Raw genomic sequence first — 19,909 nt, 5'->3', positions numbered from 1 at the left:
GAGGAGGCCGCCCCCGCGGCCAGACAAACCATGAAGCGCATGACCCGCCTCGCGGCCTCGGCCGCCTTCGTCGCCGCCATCGCCGCCGGAGCGCTGGCGCTGCCGGACTCGATGTTCCCCGCCGCGGCCAACGAGCCGGCGCCCGCCCCCGCGGCGCCGAAGCCGCCGGCCATCACCGTCGTCCCCGCCGCGCGCAAGGAAATCGTCCAGACGGCGATCGTCGTCGGCTCGCTGGTGCCGCGCGAGGAAGTGCTCGTCGGCGTCGACCTCGACGGCTACCGGCTGACCGAGCTCTCGGCGGAAGAAGGCGACCACGTCAAGGCGGGCCAGGTTCTCGCTCGCCTGTCGACCGACACGCTCGACGTCCAGCTCGCCCAGAACGCCTCGTCGCTCGCCCGCAATGACGCGGCGATCGCGCAGGCGAAGAGCCAGATCGCCGAGGCGACCGCCATCGAGGCGCAGGCCAACGCCGCCTTCGATCGCGGCCAGTCGCTGAAGACCAAAGGCATCGTCGCCCAGGACGCGCTCGACGTGCGTGAATCGACGGCGAAGACCGCCGCCGCCCGCCGCGACGCCGCCACCCAGGGCCTGGCGCTTGCCGAGGCCGACAAGGCGCTGACCGAGGCGCAGCGCCGCGAGCTGCTGCTGCGCGTCACCAAGACCGAGATCAAGGCCCCGACCGACGGCCTGGTGCTGTCGCGCTCGGCCCGCATCGGCGCCATCGTCTCCGGCGGCGGCGAGCCGCTGTTCCGCCTCGCCGAGGACGGCGCCATCGAGCTGCAGGCGCAGGTGCCGGAAGCAGAGCTCTCGCAGATCGCCGTCGGCCAGCCGGTGACGATCACGGTGCCGGGCATTTCCGAGGGCATCCAGGGCTCCGTGCGCCTCGTCTCGCCGAAGATCGACGATGCGAGCCGGCTCGGCCGGCTGCGCGTCGCCCTGCCGGCGGGTTCCAAGGTCAGCGCCGGCGCCTTCGCGCGCGGCACCGTCGAGTTGGCCCGCCGCGAAAGCGTGAGCATTCCCGTCTCGGCCGTCGTCACCACCGCCGGCGAGGCGACGGCGCAGGTCGTCGTCGACGGCAAGATCCAGACCCGCCCGATCAAGACCGGCATTTCCGGCAAGGGCATGGTCGAGGTCGTGGAAGGCATTGCCCTCGGCGAGGCGGTCGTGCTGCGCGCCGGGACGTTCGTGCGCGACGGCGACGCCGTCACCGCGGTCGAGGCGCAAGGCGAGGCCAAGCAGACCGAGGGAGCGAAGGGATGAGCTGGAACTTTTCCGCCTGGGCGATCCGCAATCCGGTTCCGCCCATCCTGCTGTTCGTCGTGCTGTGCGCCTTCGGCATCGTCTCGTTCATGGGACTGCCGATCACGCGCTTCCCCAACATCGACGTGCCGCTGATCTCGGTCAACGTCACCGACGCCGGCACGGCGCCGGCCGAGCTGGAGACGCAGGTCACCAAGAAGGTGGAGGACGCGGTCGCGTCGATCACCGGCGTCAAGCATGTCTCCTCGACCATCACCGACGGCCAGTCCTCGACCGCGATCGAATTCCGGCTCGAGGTCAACACCGACCGCGCGCTGAACGACGTCAAGGACGCCATCGCCAAGATCCGCGGCGACCTGCCCAAGACCGTCGACGAGCCGATCATCCAGCGCATCGACGTCGAGGCCCAGTCGATCCTGACCTATGGCGCGCTGGCCCCGACGCTGTCGCCGGAGCAGCTCTCCTGGTTCATCGACGACCAGGTCATCCGCGACCTGCAGGCGCTGAAGGGCGTCGGCCGGGTCGAGCGCATGGGCGGCGTCACCCGCGAGATCCAGATCCGCCTCGATCCGGACCGGCTGATGGCGCTCGGCGTCACCGCCGCCGACGTCAACCGCCAGCTCCAGATCACCAATGTCGATCTCGCCGGCGGCAAGAGCGAGGTCGGCAACCAGGAACAGACCATTCGCACGCTGGCGGGCGCCAAGTCGATCGAGGATCTCGCCAATGCGCGGATCGTCATCTCCGGCGGCCGCGAGGTCCGGCTCGGCAATCTCGGCACGGTCGAGGACCATTGGGAGGAGCCGAAATCCTTCGCCCGCCTAGACGGCAAGCCGGTCGTGGCGCTCGCCGTCTATCGCGCCAAGGGCGCCAGCGACGCGTCGGTCGCCGACGTCGTCAACGCCAAGATCGCCGAGATCGGCGCCGCCAATCCGGACGTCTCCTTCTCGATCATCGACAACACCGTCCACTACACCTACGGCAATTACGAAAGCGCGATGGACACGCTCTACGAGGGCGCCATTCTCGCCATCCTCGTCGTGCTCTTGTTCCTGCGCGACTGGCGGGCGACGCTGGTCGCGGCCGTCGCGCTGCCGCTTTCGGCGATCCCGACCTTCTGGGCGCTGTCGATGCTGGGCTTCTCGCTCAACCTCGTCAGCCTGCTCGGCATCACGCTCGTCACCGGCATCCTCGTCGACGACGCCATCGTCGAGATCGAGAACATCGTCCGCCATACCCGCATGGGCAAGAAGCCCTATCGGGCGGCGCTCGAAGCCGCCGACGAGATCGGCCTCGCCGTCATCGCCATCTCGACGACGATCATGGCGATCTTCGCCCCGGTCTCGTTCATGGGCGGCATCGCCGGCCAGTACTTCAAGCAGTTCGGCCTGACCGTCGCGGTCGCCGTGTTCTTCTCGCTGCTCGTGGCGCGCCTGATCACGCCGATGATGGCCGCCTATTTCATGCGCACGCCCTATGCCGGCGACGGCTCGGATGGCGAGCCGGTCTATCAGGGCTTCCGCTACGATCTCGGCCGCAAGCTGCGCGCCGTGATCCCGGTCGCGGTGGTGATCGGCCTCGGCGCGCTGGCGCTGGAGATCACCGGCGAGGGCCTCGTCGGCGTTCCGCTGCTCGGCACGCTCGCCGAGCGGGTCACCGCGATCGGCTGGACCCGGATCGCGCTCTACGCGCTAGCGATCGCCGCCGGCTTCGCGCTGGTGCGCGCCTGGCTCGGCCAGCCGCATCCGGCCGAGGAGCATGACGGCCTCGTCATGCGTCTCTATACGAGCCTGCTCAAGGCGACGCTCGCCCGCGGCATGCGCTGGGTGACGCTCGCCGCCGGCATCGCCACCTTCGCCGGCTCGATCTGGGCGACCGGCCTGCTGCCCTCGGAATTCATCCCCGAGGGCGACGAGGGCCGACTTGCCGTCTCGGTCGAGCTGCCGCCGGGAACCGGTCTCGCCGAGACCACCCTCACCACCGACAAGATTGCCTCGGCGCTGCGCACCCTGCCGCAGATCCGCAGCGTCTTCGTCATGGGCGGCACCTCGCCGACCGGCACGCTGGAGACGCGGCGCGCCGCCGTCATCCTCGAGCTGGTGCCGAAGGCGGAGCGCACCGTCAGCCAGAAGGACATGAAGCCGCTCGTCGCCAACGTGCTCGCCGGCATTCCCGACATCCGCTTCTACGTCGTCAACGAGCGCGGCGACCGCGAGACGACGATCGCCGTCACCGGCAAGGACGGCGACGTCGTTGCCAAGGCGTCGGGCGATCTCGAGGCGGCGATGAAGGCCGACCCGATGTTCCTGAACCCGGTCGCGCTCTCCTCCTTCGCCCGGCCGGAAATCCGCATCGTGCCGAAGCTCGACGAGGCCTCGGCGCTCGGCATCGCGCCGGATCGCATCTCGGAGACCATCCGCGTCGCGACGACGGGCGACGCCGACGCCAACTTGGCCAAGTTCACCGTGGACGGCCGCCAGGTTCCGATCCGCGTCGAGCTCGACCGCGTCGCCCGCTCCGATCTCTCGGTGCTGTCGGCGCTGCGCGTGCCGCTGCCGGCCGGCGGCTCGGTGCCGCTCTCGACCGTCGCCAATGTCGGCTTCGGCCAGGGTCCGGCGACGATCGAGCGCTATGACCGCGAAAGGCTGGTGAAGGTCGGCACCGACATGGCGCACGGCTTCACCTCCGGCCAGGGCACCGAGCGGATCAAGACGATGGACGTCGTCAAGAACTTCCCCGCCGGCGTCCGCCTGCAGGATACGGGCGATGCCGAGGCGCAGGCCGAGGTGTTCTCCGCCTTCGGCGTCGCCATGGGCTCCGGCATCCTGCTCGTCTTCGTCGTGCTGATCGTCCTGTTCAACAGCGTGTTCCAGCCGCTGACCATCCTCGCCTCGCTGCCGCTCTCGATCGGCGGCGTGGTGGCGGCGCTGCTTCTGACCAACAACGCGTTCTCGATGCCTGTCATCATCGGCATGCTGATGCTGATGGGCATCGTCACCAAGAACGCGATCATGCTGGTCGACTTCGCCGTCGAGCAGGTCAAGCACGGCATGGACCGCAAGGAAGCGATCATCGACGCCGGCCGCAAGCGGGCGCGGCCGATCGTCATGACCACCATCGCCATGGGCGCCGGCATGCTGCCGGCGGCGCTGGCGCTCGGCGAAGGCGGCGAGTTCCGTGCGCCGATGGCGATCGCGGTGATGGGCGGCCTGTTCCTGTCGACGATCCTGTCGCTGGTCTTCATCCCGTCCGTCTACACGATCATGGACGACCTCTCGAAGCTGGTCGGCCATCTCTTCCATCGCGCCTTCGCCCCCAACGAGGCGGACGAGGACGAGACCGAGCACGAGCCGCCGCTGCCCGCGCTCACCAAGGAAATGCGGATCGCCGCCGAGTAAGGCGCTCCGGATCCCGAAGCCCCCCAGCCCTCTCCCGTTCGCGGGAGAGGGCTTTTTTCTGCGCGCTGCGCCGAGAGCCCGGTTCAGGCCGAAACGGATCGAGCGCGTCGTCCTCGCATCACATCGGCCTGCCGACCCAGCGGTCCGATTGCCGCCCCCTGACGGCCGCGAGCGAAGATAGAGCTCCGCCCCCCATGACGCCCGCGATCGAAAGAGCCCTCGCCCGCTTGCGGGAGAGGGTTGGGTGAGGGTCTTGCTTGAGGCTTGGCCATGCACAGACCTCGGCCGGACAGCCCCCCGTGCGGCGTTCGAAACAGGTGACGTCCCGCCCCGGCCCCGCCTATGCTGCGCGCCGGAGGACATTCCAGAATCATGATTACCCACTGCGTCTTCATCCACTACCGCGCCGACACCACCGCCTCGACCAAGGTGGCGATCCTCGACGCGCTGCTGGCGCTAAGGCCACGGATCGACGGGCTGATCAACATCTTCGTCGGCAACAACATGAGCCCGGAAGGCCTCGACAAGGGCTTTTCGGAAGGCTTCATCGTGACCTTCCGCGACGCGGCAGCCCGCGACCAGTATCTGGCCGACGAGGAGCACGCGAAGGTCGGCGCCGCCATCGTCGCGGCGGCGGAAGGCGGCACGGACGGCATCCTGGTCTACGACCTCGAGCATTGAGGGGCGCGAGCTTGCCTGCGAGGCCATTGGCCTCCAGGCCCATCCACGCCCTCCGCCATCATCCTGAGGTGCTTCGCGTGAGCGAAGCCTCGAAGGAGGATCCAGCGGGTCATTTCGGTATCAGACTGAGTCCGGGAATCCGGGGCGTTCCCTGGACCCTCCTTCGAGGCCCGGCTTCGCCGGGCACCTCAGGATGATGAGAACGGCGTCCCTACAAGGCCGGATAGGACCAACCACACTCCACCGTCATCCCTGCGAAAGCAGGGATCCATGCCGACGCGGGCTCGGGAGCCCACGTGGCGCACAACCCGGCTGAATGGATCCCGGCTCGGGGGCCGGGATGACGGCGAGCTTGGGGCTGGAAAAGGACCTGCCTCGCCGCGCTTGCCTTCATCCGGGCCGAGCACCGCCCCCATCATCCTGAGGAGGCTTGCGGAGCAAGCCGTCTCGAAGGACGCACCGCGTCCCTACAGGGCCGGACAGGACCAACCGCACGCCGCCATCATCCCTGCGAAAGCAGGGATCCATGCCGACGCGCGCTCGGGAGCCGCACGCGGCACACAACCCGGCTGAATGGATCCCGGCTCGGGGGCCGGGATGACGGCGAGCTTGGGGCTGGCGACGGCGCATCAGATTAAGCCTTGTCTCACCCCCTCAGTGAAAATCACGCGATTTCGGGATGATGCGGACGTTGCGCGGGTGGCTTCCGGGGTGGCTTGGGCGACTCGGGTGGGCGAATTCGTCGGCGCGGGCGGGATCGAGTTTCGGCCGGCGGTCCTCGGCGAGATGGTCGAGATCGCTCGTCCTGTCGACCAGATGCTTCGCCACGAGATGCACGATGCCCTCCGGGCTCTTCTGGATGTTGCCCTCGACCAGCACCAGCTTGGCGCCGATGATGGTGCGGCGGAAGGTGTCGAACAGCCGCGTCCAGACGACGACGTTGACGATGCCGGTCTCGTCCTCGAGCGTCATGAACACGACATTGCCCTTGCCCGGCCGCTGCCGCACCAGCACGACGCCGGCCGTCCGCGCGAAGGCGCCGTCTGAAAGCGCGGAGATCGCCGCCGCCGACAGGATGCGCTCGGCCGTGTAGCGCTCGCGCAAAAAACTCATCGGATGCGCTTTCAGGGACAGGCGCAGCGTCTGGTAATCGGCGACGACGTGCTCGGAAAGCGGCATGGCCGGCAGCGGCGTATCCTGCTCCCTGCCCAGTTCGGCCGCGTCGGCGGCGGCGAAGAGCGGCAGGATCTCGGAACTCGGCAGGCGTCGCACCTCCCAGAGCCCCTGCCGCCGGTCGAGGCCGAGCGAGCGCAGCGCGTCGGCATCGGCGAGTTTTTCATAGGCGCGGCGCTCGAGCCCGGTATAGCGGACGAGATCGTCCATCGCCGCGAAGCCCGCGCCCCGCCGCGCTGCGATCCTCTCCGCCCAATCCTCGCGAAAGCCGTCGATCTGGCGGAAGCCGAGCCGCAGCGCCAGCCCCTCTTCCGTCGGCTCCAGCGTGTTGTCCCAGAGGCTCGCATTGATATCGACGGGGCTGATCGGCACGGCGTGATCGGCGGCATCGCGGACGATCTGCGCCGGCGCATAGAAACCCATCGGCTGCGAGTTCAGCAGCGCCGCGGCGAAGGCGGCCGGGTGATGGCACTTGATCCAGGCGGAGATATAGACGAGACGGGCGAAGCTCGCGGCATGGCTCTCGGGAAAGCCATATTCGCCAAAACCGCGGATCTGGTCGAAGCAGTTATTGGCAAAGCCAGGCTCATAACCGCGCGCGATCATGCGGCCGACCATCTTCTCCTCGTAGCGATGGATCGTGCCGAGATGCCGGAACGTCGCCATGGCGCGGCGCAGGCCGTTCGCCTCGTCGCCGGTGAATTTGGCAGCGACCATGGCGAGCTGCATCGCTTGTTCCTGGAAGATCGGCACACCCAGCGTCCGCGACAGGACTTCCCTCAGCTCGTCGGGATGACCATGCTCCGGCGCCGGTGACGGATAGCTCGGTTTCTCTATACCTGCCCGCCGCTTCAGATAGGGATGCACCATGTTGCCCTGGATCGGCCCGGGCCGAACGATCGCCACCTGGATGACGAGATCATAGAACCGACGCGGCTGCAGGCGCGGCAGCATGTTCATCTGCGCCCGGCTCTCGACCTGGAACACGCCGATCGAATCGCCCGCGCAGAGCATGTCGTAGACGGCCGGATCCTCCCAGGGGATCGTATGCAGCGCATAGCGCTCGCCGCCCGCCCCCGCGATCAGGTCGAACGCCTTGCGGATGCAGGTCAGCATGCCGAGCCCCAGCACGTCGACCTTCATCATCTTCACCGTGTCGATGTCGTCCTTGTCCCATTCGATGAAGCTTCTGTCCTTCATCGCCGCCGGGCCGCTCGGCACGAGGTCGTTCAGGAGCTTCTCGGTCAGAACGAAGCCGCCGACATGCTGCGAAAGATGGCGCGGGAAACTCCGTAACCCCATCGCCAGCTCCACCACCTGCTTGATCGCCGGGTTCTTCGGATCGAGGCCGGAATCGCTGATATGCTTGTCCTGGATGGCCGAGCCCCAGCCGCCGCCCCAGACCGTGCCGCCGAGCGCCAGGATGACGTCTTCCGACAGGCCCATCGCCTTGCCGACCTCGCGGATGGCGCTCTTCGTCCGATAGGAGATCACCGTGCCGCAGATGGCGGCGCGATCGAGGCCATAGCGGCGATAGATGTACTGGATCACCTCCTCGCGCCGCTGATGCTCGAAATCGACGTCGATATCGGGCGGCTCCTTCCGCTCCGGCGACAGAAAGCGCTCGAACAGGAGCTTGTTCCGCATGGGATCGACGGACGTGATCCCGAGGCAGAAGCAGATCACCGAATTCGCCGCCGACCCCCGACCCTGGCAAAGAATGCCGGCCTCATTGGCAAAGCGAACGATGTCGTAAACGGTGATGAAATAGGCCGGATAGTTCAATCTCCGGACCAGCAGCAGCTCATGCTTGATCTGCTTGCGAACGGCCGGCGGGACGCGGACCGGATAGCGTGTCGCGGCTCCCTTGAAGACCAGATATTGCAGATAGCGATGTGGCGTCAGGTCGGGCGGCACCGCCTCATGCGGATATTCGTATTTTATCTCGTCGAGGGTGAAGGCGATGCGCTTCAGGAAGCGATCCGTCTCCGCCACAGCGCCGGGAAAATCGCGGAACAGGCGCTCGATCTCGACGCCCGGCTTCAGGTGTCGCTCGGCATTCATCGCGAGAAGCCGGCCCGCCTTCTCGATCGTCGTCTTTTCGCGGATGCAGGTCAAAACGTCCTGCAGCGGCCGCCGCTCGGCCGCGTGGTAGAGCACGTCGTTGACGGCGAGCATCCGGACGCGGTGATCCCAGGCGAGCGCCGAGAGCGCAGCGAGCCGGCGGCGGTCGTCCCCCTTGCGATAGAGCACGGCGGCGAGCCAGGTCCGCCCCGGCGCCAGCGCAGCGAGCCGGCCGAGCGCGGCGCCGAGATCCGGAACGAGATCCCTCTCAAGCCGCGCCGGCGGCATCAGGATGAAGAGCGAGCCTTCGGCATGCGCCGCGAGGTCGTCGAAATCGATGTGGCATTCGCCCTTCGGCGCCCGGCGCTTGCCGAGGCTCAAGAGCTGGCAGAGCCGGCCATAGGCGGAAAGATCCGTCGGATAGGCGAGGATGTCCGGGGTCCGATCGCGAAAGACGAGCCGGACGCCGACGACGAGGCGGAATCCGGCGGCGCGCGCATTGCCATAATCCTCGCTGCCCCAGGCGTCATGGGCGCGGACGATGCCAGCAAAAGTGTTGCGGTCGGCAATGCCGAGCCCCTTCAGCCCCAGCGCATGCGCCTGGATGATCAGCTCGGCCGCGTGCGAGCCGCCTTCCAGGAAGGAGAAGTTCGACATCGCAGCGAGCTCGGCATAGGCGCTCATGGGGCCTCCGTCGTCAGGGCGCGGCGCGAAGAACCCTCACCCCACCCCTCTCCCGCAGGCGGGAGAGGGAGCACGCCTGCGCCGGTTGCCGCGCTCACTGTCGATGCAAGGCGCCGGCCAAGGCCCTCTCCCGCGAGCGGGAGAGGGTTGGGTGAGGGTCTTGCTCGAATCCTCATGCGAACAGCCCGTGCAAAAACCAGCGCGGCTGCGGTCGGTCGGCGGCATAAAAACCCTCGCGGAAAAGCCAGAAGCGAGCGCCCTTGCGGTCCTCGACGCGGAAATAGTCGCGGTCGGGGCCACCGGCGCGCCACCATTCCGGCGCGATGCGCTCCGGCCCCTCGGCGCGCGCCACCTGGTGCAGCACGCGGCGCCAGCGGAAGGAGAGCGGCGGCCCGTCCGGCACCTCGCCCAGCGCCTCGACCGGCTCGGGTGGATCGAACAGGCTGAGGGGCCGGAGCGGCGGCTCGCCGGCCGCCGGCATCTCGTTCCACTCGGCGCTGCCCTCCGCACCGAGCGTGAAGACGGGGACCATGCGCGTCCGCCGCTCGGGGATGTGCGTATCCTCGGGCACGAAGCCGAGGACGCGCTCCGGCCCGAAGCGGGCGCCGAGCCGGTCGACCAGATCGGCGACCGCCTCGTCGTCGAGCGCGTGGCCGTCGAGGCTCGCCTGCGCGGCGACGAAGGGCTCGGTGCGGAAGGCGCCGAGGCGGATCAGGTCGAAGCCGAAGCCGGCATCGAGCGGATCGGAAAGCGCATCCAGTTTCTCGTGAAACAGTCGTGCGATCGCCTTTGGCGCACGGTTCGGGCGGGCGGTCGCGACCGTGATGCGGCGGACGTCGCCGTCGACGCGGTAGAAGCTCGCCTCGAAGGAACGCCCGCCCTCGCCGCGCGTCTCGAGCAGCGAGGCGACGTCGGCGGCGAGGCGGGCGAGCGTCGCCTCGATGTCGTCCGCATGGGCGATCGGCTGGAAGAAGATGCGCTCGGCGAGCGCTGCCGGCACCGGCCGGCGCGGCGAGATCGGATGCTCTAAAATCCCGGCGAGCCGCTCCAGCCGCTCGACGCAATCGGCGCCGAAGCGGGCGGCAAGGGGGCTGCGCGGCCTGTCGATCAGGTCGCCGACCGTCTTCAGCCCGGCGCGCGCCAGCGCCTGCAGCCGGGCCGGATCTAGCCCGAGCGCCGAGATCGGCAGCGGCCACACGGCCGACGCCTCGCGGCCGGGCTCGACCACGGTGCGGCGCGGCGAGCGCGCCAGCGCGCGGGCCGTCGCGGGCGCGCCGGCGATCGCGCCGAAGGCGGTCAAGCCGAGCCCGTCGAGGCGGGTCAGGAGGTCGTCGAGCAGCGCCGCCTCGCCCTTAAAGAGATGGGCGACGCCGGTGATGTCGAGCATCAGGCCGCGCGCGCCATGGCGGGCGACGAGCGGCGTGTAGCGATCGCACCAGTCGGCGATCGCCTCCACCAGCGCGTCGTCGGCGGCGGGGTCATGCTCGGCGACGACGAGATCGGAGAGCCGCGCCCGCGCCTCGGCCAGCGACAGGCCCGGCGCGAGGCCGAGGTCGATCGCCGCCGCGTCGGGTGCTGCGATCGCAATCGCGCCCTTCGCCTTCTCGACGATGACGAGCGGCGTCTCAGCCGGCAAGCCGGAATGCGGCGCGTTCGGCCGGCGGCGCAGCCGGTTCGAGGCGAGGAACGGCAGCCGGATCGCGCAATAGCGCCGGGGGCTTGAAGAGCTTTTCATCGCGGTTCCACTCCAGCCGCCACGGGCCGCCGGGGGGGCCGTGGCGATGGCGCAACAAGGTCAGGTCGAAGGTCGGGTGGCCGGGCGCGTTCATGGCAAGCGGCGTCGCCGGGCCGGCGGCGACCTGCCAGCGCGTCTCCGCCCCGCCGGGCATCGGCCGCGCGCCGGGACGAAGCAGGAAGACCGTCACGCCCGACGCCTCGGCGGCGAGCTGGAAGCGGCGCTGCACCGTCAGGTCCAGCGCCTTCGGCTCACCCCAGGGCTCGACCAGGACGGCGCCGAGCGCGCCGCAGCGGGCCGCCTCGCCGCCGGCGCGCAGCACGGCGAGCGGGTCGCGCAGGCGGACCAAGATCAGCGCCGCCGGATCGAGCCCGAGCGCGGCGAGGCCGTCGCCATGGAGGCCGCCGCCCTCCTGCGCGGCATAATCCTGCCTTACCCAGACGATCGGCCGGCCGGCGGGGGCGGCGGCCAGCGCCAGCGCCAGCGAGAAGCCGCTCGCCGCGATATTGTCGGCACCGGTGGCGGCGTGGATCTCATGCAGCGCGCCGCGCGCCAGCCCGCCGCCCAGCGCCGCGTCGACAAGGTCGCGATCGATCGCAATGCGCGACCGCGACGCGGCGGCGCCCGGCATTCCGGCCGTCGCGGCGACGCCCGGCATTCCGGCCGTCGCCTCGATCGTCGCAATGCGCTGCCGCAATGCGGAAAGGGTCGCCTTCGCGGTACTCATCGTCGTCCGTTCTTGCCCGATCCATCTTCTCATGTTCTCTATTTGTTCTAATACGACTCCAAAGCGATCGAGAGTCAACCAGAGTCAGCCGAGGACACAGCGAAGTGCCCGTCACCCTCGAAAGGGGGCGCGGGAGGGGTTTGCCCCGGCGGTCGACCTCGGGCGGAGGCTGTGAGGCCGAAAGGCCCTCACCCCAACCCTCTCCCAGGGGGAGAGGGAGCGGATCGCGCGTGGTCGAAGCAGAGTGGATCGCGCCTCGCCCCAGCAGGTGCCCTCCCCGACCGATGCAGCCCGCCGGCCAAAAGCCCTCTCCCCATGGGAGAGGGTTGGGTGAGGGCCTTGCTTCCAACCCTCGCTACGACTGGCTTCCAGCCCTCACTGCAACTGCTGCCAGTTTATGGCATCATGGCGCGAAAGGAATGCCGCATGTCCCGATCCGAACGCCTGCTCGATCTGGTCCAGATCCTGCGCCGCCATCGCCGGCCGGTGAGCGGGCATGTGCTTGCCGGCGAGCTCGGCGTCAGCCTGCGCACGCTCTATCGCGACATCGCCACGCTGCAGGCGCAGGGCGCGTCGATCGAGGGCGAGGCCGGCGTCGGCTACATATTGAAGCCCGGCTTCCTGCTGCCGCCGCTGATGTTTTCGGAAGACGAGATCGAGGCGCTGGTGCTCGGCTCGCGCTGGGTGTCGAAACGCGCCGATCCCCGGCTGGCGCTGGCGGCCGGCAATGCGCTCGCCAAGATCGCCGCCGTGCTGCCTCCGGATCTCCGCGAGGATCTCGACAGTTCGGCGCTGCTGGTCGGGACGAGCTCGACCGAGACGCCGGGCGTCGACCTGGCCGCCGTCCGCGCCGCGATCCGCCGGGAGCGCAAGCTCTCCTTCGCCTATACAGATGCGGCTGGCGCCGCCTCCAAGCGGACGGTCTGGCCCTTCGCGCTCGGCTTCTTCGAGCGGGTGCGGATGCTCGTCGCCTGGTGCGAGACCCGGCAGGATTTCCGCCATTTCCGCACCGAGCGGATCAGCGATCTCGTGGTGACGGAGACGCGCTATCCGCGCCGGCGGCAGGTGCTCTTGAAGGAATGGAAGATCGCCGAGGGCATCAGCCATCCGTCAATGCTGCCATAAACTGACAGCATGAGCGTCTAACCTGCCTCCATCCACAACGGAGGCAACACCATGACGACCCCGAACATGATCCTGCTCTATGTCGACGACACCGCCGCCAGCGCCGCATTCTATGCCGACCTGCTCGGCCAGCCGGCGGCGCACGGCTCGCCCAACTTCGCCGCCCTGCCGCTCGACAACGGCATCACGCTCGGCCTCTGGGCCCGCGGCCAGGCGAAGCCCGCCACCACCGCGAGCGCGAACGGCGCCAATGGCGAGCTCGTCTTCATGGTCGAGGACAAGCCGAGGATCGACGCGCTCTATGCCGACTGGCGGGCGCGCGGGATCGAGATCGAACAGGAACTGACGGTGCTCGATTTCGGCCCCACCTTCGTCGCCCTCGACCCCGACGGCCACCGCCTGCGCGTCTGCCTGCAGGACGCGTGAGGTCCGGAAAGCCCCTCACCCCAACCCTCTCCCGCGAGCGGGAGAGGGAGCGGACCGCGCCTGCCCCCGACCAGCGGGGGGCTCCGCTGACTGCCACTCAGCGCCCGACGGCGCTTGCGCGGAAGCGTGGGTAGAACTCCCCGTCATCCCGGGCGGAGACCCGGGATCCATTCAGCAGGGTTGCCGGGCGTTTCACGAGGCTTCAGCTGCATGGATCCCTGCTTTCGCAGGGATGACGGCGAGCCTGGGGACGCGATCTCGCTTCAACGGCAAGGGCCTACCCCGAGCTCGCTTGCCCCCTCTCCCGCTTGCAGGAGAGGGCTGGGGTGAGGGTCTCTCCCCCTACTTCCACATGCCCCGCATCCGCGCCGCGATGTCGACCGGCACGCGCGGCTGCGCCACTGCGCCGGGCGCTTCGCTCGCTACCGGCGGCCAGATCACCTGCTCGAACAGAGAGAGGATCGCGGAGGGGATGAAGCGGGTGCGCGTCGCGTAGACGTGGCGGTCGCCGCCGCGCGTCTGCTGCGTGACGAAGAAGCGCTGCGGCATGACGAGGTGCAGCTCGTCCTTCGCCCGCGTCATCGCGACATAGAGCAGCCGCCGCTCCTCCTCGATCTCCTCGGCCGTGCCGGTCGAGAGATCGATCGGCATGCAGCCGTCGACGACATTGAGCACGAAGGCCGATTTCCATTCCTGCCCCTTGGCGGAATGCACGGTCGAGAGGATGAGATAATCCTCGTCGAGCATCGGCACGCCCGCCTCGCCGCTGGTCGCGTCCGGCGGATCGAGCGTCAGCTCGGTCAAAAACCGCTCGCGCGAGGCATAGCCGCCGGCGATCTGCTCCAGCTGCACGAGATCGGCGAGGCGCACGGTCGCGTCCTCGTGGATGCGCTCCAGATGCGGCTCGTACCAGTTTCGCACCGCCTCGATCTCGGCCGGCCAGCCCATGCCGCGGCCCCTAAGCGCGTCGATCAGTTCGACGAAGGGAGGCCAGTCGGCCGCGGTCTTCTGCGGCGGCTTGAAATCGGCCAAGGCCGCGACCGGGTCGACCGCGCCGGCCATCGCGTCCAGCATCTTGCCGGCGGTGCCCGGCCCGACGCCCGGCAGCAATTGCGCCACGCGAAAGCCGGCGACGCGGTCGCGCGGGTTCTCGACGAAGCGCAGCACCGCCAGCAGGTCCTTCACATGCGCCGCGTCGAGGAATTTCAGCCCGCCGAACTTGACGAAGGGGATGTTGCGCCGGGTCAGCTCGAATTCGAGCGGGCCGGAGTGATGCGCGGCGCGGAACATCACCGCCTGTTCCTTCAGCGCCACGCCGCGCTCGCGCGCCTCCAGCACCGTCTCGACGACATAGCGCGCCTGTTCGGCCTCGCCGCGCACGGTGACGAGCTGCGGTTTGGCGCCGCTGTCGCGTTCGGTCCAGAGGTTCTTGGTGAAGCGCTCGGTGGCGAGCCCAATGACGCCGTTGGCGGCGGCGAGGATCGGCTGGGTCGAGCGATAGTTTCGCTCCAGCGTGACGATCTCGGCCGGCGGCGTGAAATGGGCGGGAAAATCGAGGATGTTGCGCACCGTCGCGGCGCGGAAGGAATAGATCGACTGCGCGTCGTCGCCGACGACCGTCAGCCCCTCGCCCTTCGGCTTCAGCCCGAGCAACACGGAAGCCTGCAGGCGGTTGGTGTCCTGGTATTCGTCGACCAGAACATGGTCGAAGCGCTCGGCGATCTCGGCCGAGATCGACGGCTCCGCCATCAGATGGGCCCAGTAGAGCAGCAGGTCGTCGTAATCGAGCACGTTCTGCGCCTGTTTCGCCTCGACATAGGCGGAGAACAGCGCCTTCAGCTCGTCCTTCCACATGGCGCACCACGGGAAGACCCGGACCAGCACCTCGTCGAGCGTCGTCTCGGCGTTGACGACGCGCGAATAGATGGCGAGGCAGGTGCCCTTGGCAGGAAAGCGGCTCTCCTTCTTCGACAGGCCGCGCTCGTGCCGGACGAGGTTCATCAGGTCGGCCGAATCCTCGCGGTCATGAATGGTGAAGGCCGGGTCGAGCCCGATCCATTGCGCATGCTCGCGCAAAATCTTGGCGCCGACGCCGTGGAAGGTGCCGGACCAGGCGAGCGCATCGGTCAGGATGCCGGCCTTGTCGCCGAGCGCGCTTGACGCGATCCGCTCGACGCGGCGCGCCATCTCGCTCGCTGCCCGGCGGGAGAAGGTCATCAGCAGGATGCGGCGCGGATCGGCGCCGTTCAGGATCAGATGCGCGACGCGGTGCGCCAGCGTGTTGGTCTTGCCGGAGCCGGCGCCGGCAATGACGAGCAACGGCCCGCGCTCTGGCGTGGTGATGCCGAATTCGACGGCGCGGCGCTGGTCCGTGTTCAGCTTGGCGAGATGGGCGGCCGTCATCGGCAAAGCCGTCACGGGCAAGGCTGTCACCGGCAAGGCAGTCATGGGCGGATCAGTCCATTCCGTCGAATCAAGGAGCGGGAGCGTCCCGGATTGGAGCATGTTTCCCGTTTTGTTCGCAATGCGGAGAAGGGCCGCATCCGGGGCCGCGCCAAGGAGGCGCATAGGGCCGCGCGTTGACTCGGTGATGCCGTTACGTCACCTTTGATCTTGCGGTCGAGCCTGCATCCAGCGACCGCCAGCAGCGACCGGGGGCAAAGCAGGATGTTGGATGGGAGAGGCCTTCGCCTCGCCACGGATGACGGGCGCAAGACGGCGCCCGACGACGGCATCCCTTCGGCCTCGCCCGGCTCCCCATCGGAAACGATCGCGCCACAAGCCCAGCCGCATGCGCAGACCCATCCGCAGCCGCTCGCGGCGCAAAGCTTCGATCCCTGGCGGCTGTTCCGGCTGATGCGGCGTCAGGTCTGGACGATCCTCGCCGTTCTCGTCGCCGGCATCGCCCTCGCCGCGATCGTCCTCGGCCAGCTGACGCCCGTCTACAAGGCCTCGGCGCTCGTCATCGTCGATCCCTGGCAGCGCAGCATGCTGAACTCGGAGCCGGGCGGCGCGACGCGGCCCGCCGACGACGCCCGCGTCGACAGCGAGGTGGAGATCCTGCGCTCGCCCTCCGTGCTGCTGGCGGCGCAGACGCGGCTGGGGCTCCCGGCCGATCCCGAATTCGCACCGCTCGATGGCTGGCTGGCGCGGGCGCGCGCCTGGCTCGGCATCCGGTCGCCCGCGCCTTCGGAAGCCGAGATCACGCAGCTGACGCTGAAGCGGCTGGAGGTAGCGACATCGATCACGCGGCGTGGCGAAACCTATGTGATCGAGGTGACCGCGCGATCGAAGGACGCCGACAAGGCGGCGCGGATCGCCAATGCGATCGCCGCCGCCTATATCGACGGCCAGATCCAGGCCAAGGTCGCGGTTGCCGCCAGCGTGCAGCAGCGGCTCGCCCAGCAGCTGGAAGCCACCCGCGCGACGCTGCGCGAGCACGAGCGCAAGCTCGACAGCTTTCTCGACGACAGCCTCGGCGAAATCCAGGATCCGGAGCTTCGCGCCGAACTCGGCGAGATCCGCGCGGCGATCCAGGAGCAGGCCTCGACGCGGCAGCGCTACGATGCGCTCGCCGGCCGGGCGCGCGAAAAGGCCCGTAAACGCGAGTGGGACGCCCTGATCGCGGAGCTGAACTCCGACCGCCTGGTCCGGCTGAATGTCGAGCACGCGGCGCTCCGCCGCCAGTTCGGCGCCGACGCGGCATCGAATCCGGAGGCGATGACCAAGCTCGCCCAGCTCGACCGGCAACTCGACAAGGAAGCGCAGGCCGTCATCGATCGCATCGCGGCCGAAGCGGGGATGGCGCGGGACAGCGAGACGGAATTGCGCGGCCGCCTCGGCCGGCGGCTTGCCGGCAACGACGTGCCGGCCGACATCGTGCTGCATTTCCGCGAGGCGGAGAGCGACGCGGCGGCGCTGCGCCAGGTCGTCGACAAGCTGGCGGCGAACTCGACCGCCGCCGCCGCCGAGATCGAGCTGCAATTGCCCGATAGCCGGATCGTCTCCGCAGCACTCGCCCCCTCCGCCCCTGCCTTTCCGGACAAGCCGCTGGTGCTCGCGCTCGCCGGGATGGGCGCGCTGCTCGCCGGCATCGGCGCCGCCATCCTGCGCGACGGCTTTGCCGGGGGCTTTTCCGACGAGAGCGAGCTGGAGGCCTTTGCCGGCGTTCCCGTCCTCGCGACGCTGCCCAGGATCGAGGCGCGGCCCGACCGGCCCGGCGAGAAGCCGGCGACCGAGACGCTCGAACATCCAAACAGCCTCTATAGCGAGGCGATCCGCCGCCTGCGGCTCGGCCTCGACCTCGCCCCGCCCCCGCGCGAGGGCCGGGCGCGCGTCATCCTGACCGTGGCAGCGACCGCCGGCGAAGGGGCGACGTCGACCGCGATCGCCCTAGCCGCCTCGCTGGCGCTCTCCGGACGGCGGACGCTCCTGATCGACGGCGATCTCCGGCGACCCTCGATCCATACCGAGCTCGATCTCGCGCCGCGCCACAGCGTCGCCGACTATCTCGCCGGCCGCGGCATCGGCGCGGAGGGGCTGACGATCGACGACGTCGCGCCGCATCTCGCCATCGCGTGCGGACCGGCCGACCCGCGCCTCCATCTCGACACGCTGCTGCAATCAAGCCGGCTCGACCAGTGGATCCAGGAGGCGCGGCAGAACTTCGACCATGTCGTCATCGACAGCCCGCCGGTGCTGCCGGTGATCGATGCGCTGCTGCTGCTTCGCCATGTCGACGACATCCTGCTGGTGGTCGACAGCGCGACGCCGGCGAACGAGGTGCGGGCGGCGCTTCGGGCGCTATCGCGCGGCGGCCACGGCACGGCGCATCTCTGGCTCGTCCTCAACCGCGCCGGAATCCACAAGGCGCGGCCGACGCCGCGACGCGGCCGCAGACCGCCGCCCGCCCCGAACGTCTTGACGCCGGGCCTCGCCGCCAAGGACCTCGCCGCCGGAAGGCCGAGCCGCGGCCGGCCGCCCGGCCGCCCGCCCTGACGGGCCCTTCCCCGCATTCCCGAGCGGCGGCGGCGCTTTTTTGCCCCGGCGAGAACCGTTAACCGCGCCGCGCGTTGAATTGGTAACCCTCTCCATGCCACATCAGGACAAAGCGAGCGGGTCCACCCCAGCGAAAAACGCATGAGAGGCGACGACATGGCAGGTTCGAAGATTGTTCCGGTGGTTCTGGCAGGCGGCTCGGGCACTCGCCTCTGGCCGGTGTCCCGCGACAGCATGCCGAAGCAGTTCCTCGCGCTGGGATCGGAACGCACCTTCTACCAGGACACGCTGCTGCGCCTGCCGCCGAAGAGCGAGGGCGGCACCGATCCGATCGTCATCACGGCCGACGCCTTCCGCTTCTTCGCCCGCCGCCAGGCGGCCGAGATCGGCGTCGACGCCACCATCATCCTGGAGCCGGCCCGGCGCGATTCCGCCGCCGCCCTGATCGTCGCCGCCCGCTATGCGCAGAAGCTCCATGGCGACGACTGCCTCGTGCTGGCGCTCGCCGCGGATCACCTGGTGCCCGACGTCAAGCTGTTCCAGGAGGCCTGCCTCGCCGCGGCGGCGGCGGCCGAAGAGGGCCGCATCGTCACCTTCGGCATCACGCCGACCGAGCCGCGCACCAGCTATGGCTACATCAAGCCGGGCAAGCCGCTCGGCACGCCGGGCGCCTTCGCCGTCACCTCCTTCGTCGAGAAGCCGGACCGCGAGACGGCCGAGCGCTATGTCGCCGAGGGCTATCTCTGGAACTCCGGCAACTTCATCTTCCCGGCGGCGCTGATGCTCTCGGAAGCCGCGAAGTTCGAGCCGGAGATTGCCGCCGGCGCCGAGGCGGCCATCGCCGGCGCGCATGAGGATCTGAGCTTCATCCGCCTCGACGACAAGAGCTTCGCCGCCATCCCGGCGAAGTCGATCGACTACGCCGTGCTGGAGCGCACCGACCGCGCCGCCGTCATCGAGGGCCGCTTCTCGTGGTCCGACATCGGCAGCTGGGACGCGGTGCGCGACAGCCGCTCGCCCGGCGAGCACGGCAACGTCACCTCGGGCCCGGTGGCGCTGATCGACAGCCACAACGCCTTCGTGCACACGGAAGGCCCGCTCGTCACCGGCATCGGCCTCGACAATCTGACCGTCGTCGCCTCCGAGGACGCGATCCTGATCATGCCGTCCGACCGGGCGCAGGACGTCAAGCACCTCGTCGCCAGCCTGAAGGCCGAGAAGCGCAACGAGGCGAACGAGCACATCAAGATCCACCGCCCCTGGGGCACCTACCAGACCATCTGCCGGGGCGACCGCTTCCATGTGAAGAAGATCGTCGTCGAGCCCGGCGCCAAGCTGTCGCTGCAGAAGCACCACCACCGCGCCGAGCACTGGGTTGTCGTGCGCGGCACCGCCGAGGTGACGCTGAACGACACCATCCGGACGGTGAACGAGAACGAGTCGATCTACCTGCCGCTCGGCGCCATCCACCGCGTCTCCAACCCGGGCAAGATCCCGCTCGAGCTGATCGAGGTGCAGACCGGCTCCTATCTCGGCGAGGACGACATCGTCCGCATCGAGGATATTTACGCCAGAGTCTGAGGTGGGCCTCCCGCATCCGCGTCGAGAGGAGCGCGGCACCCCGCGCCCCACGCTCGC

Annotated in this window: 11 protein-coding genes; 7 read left to right on the top strand and 4 right to left on the bottom strand. The window is 69.1% G+C overall.

Annotated elements, in window-relative coordinates; all coding sequences use genetic code 11:
* Positions 1 to 30 precede the first annotated feature (30 nt).
* From AC6HZP_RS03450 to AC6HZP_RS03440, 3 genes are all read left to right on the top strand, one after another.
* A complete protein-coding gene (locus AC6HZP_RS03450) occupies positions 31 to 1,260 on the top strand; it encodes an efflux RND transporter periplasmic adaptor subunit (protein ID WP_497525410.1) in 1,230 nt (409 codons plus the stop codon).
* On the top strand, positions 1,257 to 4,658 hold the full coding sequence (locus tag AC6HZP_RS03445) for an efflux RND transporter permease subunit (protein WP_497525409.1): 3,402 nt from the start codon (positions 1,257 to 1,259) through the stop codon (positions 4,656 to 4,658). Before AC6HZP_RS03450 ends, AC6HZP_RS03445 begins: the two co-directional genes overlap by 4 nt.
* A 372-nt stretch (positions 4,659 to 5,030) precedes the next feature.
* The gene (locus AC6HZP_RS03440; protein WP_497525408.1) at positions 5,031 to 5,339 is read left to right on the top strand and encodes a Dabb family protein; all 309 of its coding nucleotides are present in this window, start codon (positions 5,031 to 5,033) and stop codon (positions 5,337 to 5,339) included.
* Positions 5,340 to 5,993: 654 nt separating this feature from the next.
* On the opposite strand, the gene AC6HZP_RS03435 is transcribed toward AC6HZP_RS03440, so the two are convergent.
* The 3 genes from AC6HZP_RS03435 to AC6HZP_RS03425 all read right to left on the bottom strand — a co-directional run bounded on the left by AC6HZP_RS03435 (position 5,994) and on the right by AC6HZP_RS03425 (position 11,722).
* Positions 5,994 to 9,260 carry an error-prone DNA polymerase gene (locus tag AC6HZP_RS03435; RefSeq protein WP_497525407.1) on the bottom strand — a complete coding sequence of 1,089 codons (3,267 nt, stop codon included), beginning with the start codon at positions 9,258 to 9,260 and terminating at the stop codon, positions 5,994 to 5,996.
* Between the two features lie 172 nt (positions 9,261 to 9,432).
* A complete protein-coding gene (locus AC6HZP_RS03430) occupies positions 9,433 to 10,995 on the bottom strand; it encodes a Y-family DNA polymerase (RefSeq protein WP_497525406.1) in 1,563 nt (520 codons plus the stop codon).
* A complete protein-coding gene (locus AC6HZP_RS03425; protein WP_497525405.1) occupies positions 10,886 to 11,722 on the bottom strand; it encodes an ImuA family protein in 837 nt (278 codons plus the stop codon). The genes AC6HZP_RS03430 and AC6HZP_RS03425 overlap by 110 nt, the downstream gene beginning before the upstream one ends.
* Before the next feature lie 426 nt (positions 11,723 to 12,148).
* Here AC6HZP_RS03425 and AC6HZP_RS03420 point away from each other — a divergent pair, with 426 nt between their 5' ends.
* A complete protein-coding gene (locus tag AC6HZP_RS03420) occupies positions 12,149 to 12,847 on the top strand; it encodes a helix-turn-helix transcriptional regulator (protein WP_497525404.1) in 699 nt (232 codons plus the stop codon).
* A 51-nt stretch (positions 12,848 to 12,898) separates the two neighbouring features.
* The gene (locus AC6HZP_RS03415) at positions 12,899 to 13,273 is read left to right on the top strand and encodes a VOC family protein (protein WP_497525403.1); all 375 of its coding nucleotides are present in this window, start codon (positions 12,899 to 12,901) and stop codon (positions 13,271 to 13,273) included.
* 342 nt (positions 13,274 to 13,615) lie between these two features.
* On the opposite strand, the gene AC6HZP_RS03410 is transcribed toward AC6HZP_RS03415, so the two are convergent.
* The gene (locus tag AC6HZP_RS03410) at positions 13,616 to 15,676 is read right to left on the bottom strand and encodes an ATP-dependent helicase (protein WP_497526725.1); all 2,061 of its coding nucleotides are present in this window, start codon (positions 15,674 to 15,676) and stop codon (positions 13,616 to 13,618) included.
* A 264-nt stretch (positions 15,677 to 15,940) separates the two neighbouring features.
* On the opposite strand from AC6HZP_RS03410, the gene AC6HZP_RS03405 reads away from it, so the two are divergent.
* Positions 15,941 to 18,271 (top strand): GumC family protein, encoded by a 2,331-nt coding sequence (locus AC6HZP_RS03405; protein ID WP_497525402.1) that lies wholly within the window; start codon positions 15,941 to 15,943, stop codon positions 18,269 to 18,271.
* 156 nt (positions 18,272 to 18,427) lie between these two features.
* Positions 18,428 to 19,852, top strand: coding sequence for a mannose-1-phosphate guanylyltransferase/mannose-6-phosphate isomerase (locus AC6HZP_RS03400; protein ID WP_497525401.1), 1,425 nt, complete (start codon positions 18,428 to 18,430; stop codon positions 19,850 to 19,852).
* Positions 19,853 to 19,909 lie beyond the last annotated feature (57 nt).

It is taken from the genome of Kaistia sp. SLG-1 (genome assembly GCF_059699055.1).
Note: the sequence above shows the minus strand (reverse complement) of the source record. Positions and strands in the feature narration are given on the sequence as shown.

Bases quoted from the DNA above. Each gene is read 5' to 3' on its own strand.
- AC6HZP_RS03450 (WP_497525410.1), top strand. From the start codon at position 31: ATGAAGCGCATGACCCGCCTCGCGGCCTCGGCCGCCTTCGTCGCCGCC.
- AC6HZP_RS03445 (WP_497525409.1), top strand. From the start codon at position 1,257: ATGAGCTGGAACTTTTCCGCCTGGGCGATCCGCAATCCGGTTCCGCCC.
- AC6HZP_RS03440 (WP_497525408.1), top strand. From the start codon at position 5,031: ATGATTACCCACTGCGTCTTCATCCACTACCGCGCCGACACCACCGCC.
- AC6HZP_RS03435 (WP_497525407.1), bottom strand. From the start codon at position 9,260: ATGAGCGCCTATGCCGAGCTCGCTGCGATGTCGAACTTCTCCTTCCTG.
- AC6HZP_RS03430 (WP_497525406.1), bottom strand. From the start codon at position 10,995: ATGAAAAGCTCTTCAAGCCCCCGGCGCTATTGCGCGATCCGGCTGCCG.
- AC6HZP_RS03425 (WP_497525405.1), bottom strand. From the start codon at position 11,722: ATGAGTACCGCGAAGGCGACCCTTTCCGCATTGCGGCAGCGCATTGCG.
- AC6HZP_RS03420 (WP_497525404.1), top strand. From the start codon at position 12,149: ATGTCCCGATCCGAACGCCTGCTCGATCTGGTCCAGATCCTGCGCCGC.
- AC6HZP_RS03415 (WP_497525403.1), top strand. From the start codon at position 12,899: ATGACGACCCCGAACATGATCCTGCTCTATGTCGACGACACCGCCGCC.
- AC6HZP_RS03410 (WP_497526725.1), bottom strand. From the start codon at position 15,676: ATGACGGCCGCCCATCTCGCCAAGCTGAACACGGACCAGCGCCGCGCC.
- AC6HZP_RS03405 (WP_497525402.1), top strand. From the start codon at position 15,941: ATGTTGGATGGGAGAGGCCTTCGCCTCGCCACGGATGACGGGCGCAAG.
- AC6HZP_RS03400 (WP_497525401.1), top strand. From the start codon at position 18,428: ATGGCAGGTTCGAAGATTGTTCCGGTGGTTCTGGCAGGCGGCTCGGGC.